We start from the raw sequence: 8,036 nt of genomic DNA on the forward strand, positions 1-8,036 counted from the left end.
CAATTGCGAGTTGAAAAAGTCTAATGATTCTAATACACCTAACTTTTTCAACTAACTACAAATGTGTCGCACTTGGGATTTGAATCCGCGTTAGAAAATTTTAATGTTGAAAGATTTTACCAGTAATATTGAGCATATAAAGAGGCACTAAAACGATGTGCCTGATTACTCTCTAAATTGTCAGTCATATATTTAGCACCAAAATTTTTATGCTGTATTGATAATCCCCAAGCTTGTGTTTGCGGCTCTATATGCAGTCCATATTTTAATTGTTCCATTTTCCAAAAGGCATTGAGTTGAGCTAATGTTATATATTCATTTGAAAAACTACTAATGCTCGCACTCCAAGGCTTAGTTTGAACATCATAGCTAATTTCCGAACTTAATTTAAAAGGCAGTTTTTGACGATACTGTTTGCTCTTACTTAATTGTCCACTTAGATCCATTCGAGGACGCTGATTTTGATCGTAATAAAGATTGTAGCGTGTAAATGGAGCCTTATCCCAATATAAGTAACCGAGTAAATCATCGACCTGAAGATTAATATTCCAATCTTTTTTGATTTGCCCATGTAAACCAAAATCTAGGCCATAGCCATAACCTTTACTGGTTCTTCCATCCCAACCTAATTCTTCTTCTTTTAAAGCAGGACGGTCATAACTATAATCCAATGAACCATTTAACCAAGCTACTCGATCCATCAATTCAGTCAAATTGGTTGTTTGTCCTGTTGCTTGAAATTTACCATCCACATAATGACGGCCGATGAGAGCCGTTGCCCCTGTCACAATTGTCCAATCAGGATGAACTTTCCAATCATAGGCAAAACGAGTTCCCACCGTTTCGACATGCTGAGCTTCTAATTCCAATTGATTATGTTTATTTGCATCAATTAACTGATCATTTTCAATTTGATAATATAACTTTGCCATATCATCACTAAAATGAATCTGATAGTCATAAGCCCAAACCCAACCTACAGTCCAATTATCCTGTTTGGTTTCTAATTTCATTTTCCCATGTGCAAAGGCATTATTGCCTTTTTTAAAATTAGGGGTTTCCCAACCATTTAAAAAGGCATGTACACTAACAGGCTCACTATAAATATCAGCATTTATACTGTATTGAATCGTTTTTTCCGCATAAGCAGAGCATGGCAAACTTACGGCCAATATGAATAAATTTTTTTTCATTAGATATAAAAGAAGACAGCAAATGCTGCCTTCTTCTCAAAGTTAAGTTTTAGATTAAGGAGCGATATAAATTATTGTGCCATCATTAAATTTCACCACATATTGCCCAGATGAGTTTTTAGTGAGATCCCCGTAACTTTTTCCTGCAACCATAATATTCGCTGAAGTAAAACCCTGTACATCTGCAATACTGATGGATGCTCCATTTTTATGCTTAATTACACCCGCAATAACTTGATATTCTTGATCTAAGTCTTTTGCAGTTAACTCAATATCCAATGCATTTTTATCAACGACAACGGCAACAGTAGCTGTGCCTTTGGTAAATTCAGCACGTTTTGCAGTAATATCAATGCTAAATGGTGTAGGTACTGCATTAGCACCTTTTAAGTTACCGCTTAATTTGACATTTAAATTCGCATTGATGAAATTAGTCGATGTTTCCTGCCCAGCACTCACATCAATAGCTTTAGATAAATCATTATTCAAATTGAATTTAGCTTCTAAATTCAACGATTCCTGCTGATAACTTACAAGACCTTTCAGCACCAACTCAGATGGAATCAATTGTTCTAAAGTTTCAACACCATTATCAAATTTAGCTTTGCGTGCAATTAAAGAAACTTCTGCTAAATTGGCTTTCACATCTGCACTTTCAAACAAAAGTCCTTTTAAATTCATTGTGGCTTGATTCGGAATATCTTCACGGTTTTCCATTGTATCTGCGGTAGCATAAACCATAGATGCTGTACTATCTGCAGTGAAACTAAAACTCGCAGTTTGATTTTTAAGATTCTTGGTAGAAATTTTTCCATTATTCTGAATCTTATAATTATAAGTTGTACGTGCGGTATCAATAAACGGTGCTTCTAAGACCAAATTTGATACTGTAACTTCAGCATCATCACCATAAATTGAATATGCAGGATCGTTATACCAATTTGCATTATTCCAAGCATTGTCCGCTGTAACTTTATCCCAATCAAAATCTTGCCAATATTGGACACTAGCATCACCTGAAATAGTAATAGAAGTACCCGTAACATTAGCCTTTAAAGTATTGCTCTTAAATTTAAAATTATATGCATCATCCTGATTAATTAAATCCTGAATTTGTTGTGCTGTATAAGTCTTGGTCTGCCCCTGTGCATTCTCAGTAACAACCTCTGCAATCACTAATAATAAGTTTGTTGCACGGCTCAAATCTGAAGATGTGTTATTTATTACTTCTGCAGGAACTTTATATTGATCAGCAATATTTTGAAAACCATCATAATAAGAAATGATAGCATTGGTGGTTTTAACAAGTTGTTTTGCTTTTTCTAAATCCGAAGCAGGTGTCGTTACCTCTCCCCCATTTGCTCCGCTAGGTGAAGATGATTCGCTTCCACTCCCACCTCCACCACAAGCCACTAAAAACACAGAGCAACTTAGTACTAGTAATGTTTTTTTTAAAATCATTTTACCCCAACCCTCTAAAAATTATAAATAAAAAGCTCCTAAAAAATAACCATTTTAAAGGAGCTTTACAATGCTAAAAAAATATTTATTTATTCAATCTTCAGGATATTCAAAACGGTAACCGACCCCATACACCGCCTGAATCCACTCATGACGGTTGCCGGTTTCAGCTGCATCTGAAATCTTGCGGCGCAAATTCTTGATATGACTGTCAATGACACGGTCAGCCACATCAAAACTGTCCGGATTAATATGATCCAGCAATTGCGCACGTGAATATACCTGTCCGACATGTTCCAGGAATAACTCCAGTAAACGGAATTCGGTCGGCGTTAAATTCAAGGCTTTTTGTTGATACCAGATGCGCTGTTGTGATTTGTCCATACGGAATAAATCATTGCTTTCCGGTTCTGATTTACGATCCAGACGACGTAACACAGCCTGTACACGCGCGACCAGTTCTTTCGGACTAAATGGTTTACAGAGATAATCATCTGCACCCATATTCAGCCCCAACACACGGTCAATTTCTTCAGTACGTGCAGTCACCATAATAATCGGTAAATCCGACTGTTCACGTACTTTACGGCAAATGGTCAGGCCGTCCATACGCGGCACCATCAAGTCCAGAATCATCAGACTCGGTTTACGCTGGGTAAAACTGTTATATGCTTCCTGCCCATCATGAAACATACTGACCTCAAAACCAGCAGCTTCCAGATAGTCTCGCACCAACTGTGCAAGTTCGATTTCATCTTCAACCAGCATGACATGTTTCATCAATATATTTCCTTTATGGTTTCAATTGTTTAGGAAAGCTCAGCTTGCATCGTAAACCACCCAGTGGTGAATGTGCAAAGCTTAAGCTGCCGCCCAGCGCCTGTGTAATTTTACATGATAATGCCAAACCCAGTCCGGTTCCGCCAGTCGCCCGGGTACGCGAATCATCGACACGGTAGAAACGCTCACCAATACGCGTCAGTTGTTCATCAGTCAGGCCAAACGGACTATCATCGACATATAAGGTCCATTCTTTATCATCTTGCGTGGTGTGAATATGCACTTGCCCGCCTGCTTCAGTATAGCGAATACTGTTACTCAGCAAGTTCGCCACAATCTGTTTAAAACGATCTAGATCCAGATTTAAATCAGTCCCTTCGCCATCTGCAGTAACCACTAATTCAGCCTGTTCAAAGTTCGGCTGGAAGTTAATGAGTTCCTGCTGCACAACCTCCCACGGATTCACCGTCGAGAAATAGAATTGCAATTGCTGGGCATCGACCTGTGCCAGCGCGGCCAGATCTTGGGTCAGTTTTTTCAGGCTGTTCACCTGAGCCAGCATGGAAGAAAAATGTTCAGGTGTTGGTTTACGAATCCCATCCTGCATCGCTTCAATCTGTGCCTGCAACACTGCCAATGGCGTTTTTAATTCATGCGAGGTATCTGCCACCCACTGACGGCGCGAGGTTTCATGCTGATCCAGAATCACCGCCAATGCATTTAATTCATTGGATAAATCACCCAGTTCATCATTCCGGTTCACTTTAACCTGATATTGATAATTTCCCTGAGTCAAGGCACGCGTACCATTGAGCAGACGTTGAATCGGCTTTTTGAAATAAGTCGCCAATAATAGGGAAGCAATTAGACTCGCTAAAATACTGAGTGCATAGACCAGAAATAAATAACGCTTCTGGTTACTGAAGAAATTGATACTTAAGGCATCATCCTGATCCAGAACCGGTTTTAAGCCCAAATAGCCGACAATCTGATTATTCACCATAATCGGGCGATAAGAAATCTGTTCATCTGAAGCCTCACCCACTACGAAACGACGCTTGGCATCATACAGTGAGAGACGTGAACTGAGGCCAAGACGGTCCGGCATCTGGATAAACTGTTTCTTGCCAGTCGGTTGCTGTGCTGGCTGCTCACCATTTTTGCGATCAGTTCTAAACAGATTCTGATTGGAACTGAGCGGAAATTTCAAGCCTTCAAAAGGCTGAAACTGGGAGGGCAAATTAGATGCTAACAAACGTAATTCTTCTTCATTGACCTGACGTTGTGGCAGCTCTGGATCCACCATACTCGGTGCCACTTGAGCCAAGGTCTGTTCCTGAAAATAACGCTGCTGCAAGGCAATATCATACTGGCGGCGTAACCACCAGCGTGATAATCGGTCATAATCATCTGGTGCGGCTTCACCTTCCATCTGGAGAATCTGTGCCTGAATCGCGTTGCCCCAGTCCTGATAGACTGCATAGACATCTGCCAGATTTTCAATCACATAATCCAGCTTCTGCATTTCGACATCGGCGACATAGCGGGCAAAATTACGCTGCATATTCAGATGCAATACACCCAGGCTCACCGTAGTAATGACCAACGTGGTCAACAGCACGGTCAAAAATAGACGTAATGCAATGGGAATACGGCGAATGTTCAAAACTAAAATCTCAATTTTTCTTCTATATTCATTATTGTAGCGAACACTGCATCAAAAAACCCTTCATTGTTTCTACATCTTTATTGTTTAATCTTTAACGATCAAAAGAATCAAACCTTTAACGGGATTAATCATATGCAAACCATGACAAAAATAGCATTAATCAGTGCCAGTGTTTTATCAATGGGTGCGTTGACTGCCTGTCAATCCACCAGCAATGTGCCAAGCAATGATCATCCCCACATGATGAAACATCATGAAGGCAAAAAACAGCATCTAACTCCCGAACAGCGTGAACAGTTAAAGGCAAAACGTGCAGAACGCATGCAGTTTGCTAAACAGCTTCAACAAGCCTGCAACAATAAAGCTGTGGGCTCGGCCGTTCAAATCAAGACTGGCGATAAAACCATAGACGGCACCTGTAAGATGGTCTTTAAAGCAGACCGTAAAGAGATGAAAAGCCATCGTGGCATGAAAGCTGAACATCACCCAATGCGTGCCGATATGCGTAGAGGCATGATGCATGGTGAAGTCTTGACGGATGCCAAACGTGCAGAATTAACTAAACAGTTTGATCAGCGCCTCGCTCAACACCAGGCACATCAACAAGCCATGCTGCAAGCCTGTCAAGGCAAAAAAGACGGAACTGCTGCACAGATCAAGATGGGCGAACAAACCATCAATGGCAAATGTCATGTTCGTTTCCAGCCTACAGCCTCTCCCTATTAATACATAGGAATCAAGGCTTCACGACTAGCACCTTCGGGTGCTTTTTTATTGCGTGCTCTTTCCCGTATACAGTTGACTATTCCTTTCCTACAGAATATGACTAAAGTCTTTATACTCAAGACCTTTAATGCATCATGCAGATTAATCTTTGACTTTACAGTCACCAAGAAAACACCCCGAAAAGCTTGTACCGCAGGGGAAGTTGTTGCACGATTAGATCATTCCAAACCGTGTCAGTGAAGACAGGTTTTAGTTCATCTAAGATTATAACGCTGGTTCAACCAGTATTGAGGAAACCGATATGCCACAATACAAAGCGCCTTTACGTGATATGCAATTTGTGTTGCATGAATTATTAAATGCTGAACAACACTATGCAAATCTCCCTGCATTCCAAGAAAACGTAAGCCGTGAGCTGGTAGATCAGTACTTAGAAGCTGCGGCTGACTTCTGTGAAAACGAATTGTCTCCGATCAACCAGACCGGTGACCGTGAAGGCTGTACCTGGAATGACGGCGTTGTCACGACTCCGACTGGCTTTAAAGAAGCATACCAAAAATACATCGAGCTGGGCTTCCCTTCTCTTTCTGCTGAAGAGCAATACGGCGGTCAAGGCTTACCAAACTCTTTAGGTATCACGATTTCTGAAATGGTGGGTACTGCGAACTGGGCATGGGGCATGTACCCTGGCCTGTCTCACGGTGCGGTTCGTACTTTAGAACACCATGGTTCAGCTGAACAAAAAGACGCTTACCTGCCTAAACTGGTTTCAGGTGAGTGGACGGGTACCATGTGCTTAACTGAATCTCATGCGGGTTCTGATCTGGGTATTATCCGTACTAAAGCTGAACCACAAGCGGACGGTAGCTATGCAATCTCTGGCGAGAAGATCTTTATCTCTGCTGGTGAACACGACATGGCTGAAAATATCATTCATATCGTACTTGCTCGCCTTCCTGGCGCACCGAAAGGCACCAAAGGTATCTCATTATTCATCGTACCAAAATTCAATCTGAATGCTGACGGTTCGATTGGTGAGCGTAACGGTGTACGTTGTGGTTCGATCGAACACAAGATGGGTATCCACGGTAATGCGACTTGTGTCATCAACTTTGACAATGCTAAAGGCTTCCTGATTGGACCTGAAAACCGCGGCCTGAACTGTATGTTCACATTCATGAACACAGCACGTATCGGTACAGCAGTTCAAGGTCTTGCAGCATCTGAAGGTTCATTCCAAGGCGCGCTTGCATATGCAAAAGACCGTCTGGCAATGCGTTCTTTAAGTGGTCCTAAAGCACCTGAAAAAGAAGCAGATCCAATCATTGTGCATCCTGCTGTACGTAACATGCTTTTAACTCAAAAAGCATATGCAGAAGGTGGTCGTGCACTGGTTTACCTGTTAGCACAATATGCTGACGTGGTTGAACATGCTGCAGAAGAAGCAGACCGTAAATTTGCAGACAACATCCTGTCATTACTTACTCCAATCGCAAAAGCGTTCCTGACTGAAACCGGTTCTGAAGCTGCGAAACACGGTGTACAGGTATTCGGTGGTCATGGCTTTATTTCTGAGCACGGTATGGAGCAAATCGTACGTGATACACGTATCGCCTGCTTGTACGAAGGTACTACTGAAATTCAGGCACTAGACTTGTTAGGCCGTAAAGTATTGGGTACGCAAGGTGCAATGTTGAAAGACTTCACCAAGATCATCCATAAATTTGCTGAAGCGCACAAAGACAATGCTGCAATGAAAGAATTCCTTGAACCATTGGCTACCTTGAACAAAGAATGGGGCGACCTGACCATGCAAATTGGTATGCGCGCTATGCAAAACCCTGAAGAAGTCGGTGCAGCTGCAGTCGATTACCTCTACTTCTCTGGTTATGTCACTCTAGCTTACCTATGGGCACGTATGGCATTGGTTGCTCAGGAGCAACTGGCTGCTGGCACCACTGAGGTTGATTTTTACAATGCCAAAGTGACGACAGCACGCTTCTACTTCAAGAAAATCCTGCCACGCGTTCGTTCACACGTTGAAGTGATTGCGACAGGTGTAGAGCCATTGATGAACCTGGATGCGGAACACTTTGCATTCTAAGTTAGTCTCAGACTAGGGCGTGTCATCAATTAGCTTGAGGAAAACCGCCTTGTCCCCATTATACTTTTATGACTAAACGCTATGCATTAAAAGATGAGCAGTG

General features: G+C 41.8%; 6 protein-coding genes. 2 read left to right on the top strand and 4 right to left on the bottom strand.

What is annotated here, in order from left to right:
* Positions 1-116 precede the first annotated feature (116 nt).
* From NI466_RS15115 to baeS, 4 genes are all read right to left on the bottom strand, one after another.
* Positions 117-1,193 (bottom strand): DUF5723 family protein, encoded by a 1,077-nt coding sequence (locus tag NI466_RS15115; protein ID WP_171304322.1) that lies wholly within the window; start codon positions 1,191-1,193, stop codon positions 117-119.
* 54 nt (positions 1,194-1,247) lie between these two features.
* Entirely contained in the window at positions 1,248-2,654 is a 1,407-nt protein-coding gene (locus NI466_RS15120; protein WP_227554897.1) for a hypothetical protein, read from the bottom strand.
* Between the two features lie 93 nt (positions 2,655-2,747).
* On the bottom strand, positions 2,748-3,434 hold the full coding sequence (locus NI466_RS15125) for a response regulator (RefSeq protein ID WP_004278304.1): 687 nt from the start codon (positions 3,432-3,434) through the stop codon (positions 2,748-2,750).
* A gap of 13 nt (positions 3,435-3,447) precedes the next feature.
* Entirely contained in the window at positions 3,448-5,100 is a 1,653-nt protein-coding gene (baeS, locus tag NI466_RS15130) for a sensor histidine kinase efflux regulator BaeS (protein ID WP_253173956.1), read from the bottom strand.
* Positions 5,101-5,235: 135 nt separating this feature from the next.
* Here baeS and NI466_RS15135 point away from each other — a divergent pair, with 135 nt between their 5' ends.
* Positions 5,236-5,829: a hypothetical protein gene (locus NI466_RS15135; RefSeq protein ID WP_253173957.1), complete on the top strand. Its 594-nt coding sequence runs from the start codon at positions 5,236-5,238 to the stop codon at positions 5,827-5,829.
* Between the two features lie 301 nt (positions 5,830-6,130).
* A complete protein-coding gene (locus NI466_RS15140; protein WP_253173958.1) occupies positions 6,131-7,933 on the top strand; it encodes an acyl-CoA dehydrogenase C-terminal domain-containing protein in 1,803 nt (600 codons plus the stop codon).
* Positions 7,934-8,036 lie beyond the last annotated feature (103 nt).

This window comes from Acinetobacter lwoffii, assembly GCF_024129595.1.
In the GTDB taxonomy this organism is placed as follows: Bacteria; Pseudomonadota; Gammaproteobacteria; order Pseudomonadales; family Moraxellaceae; genus Acinetobacter; species Acinetobacter lwoffii_O.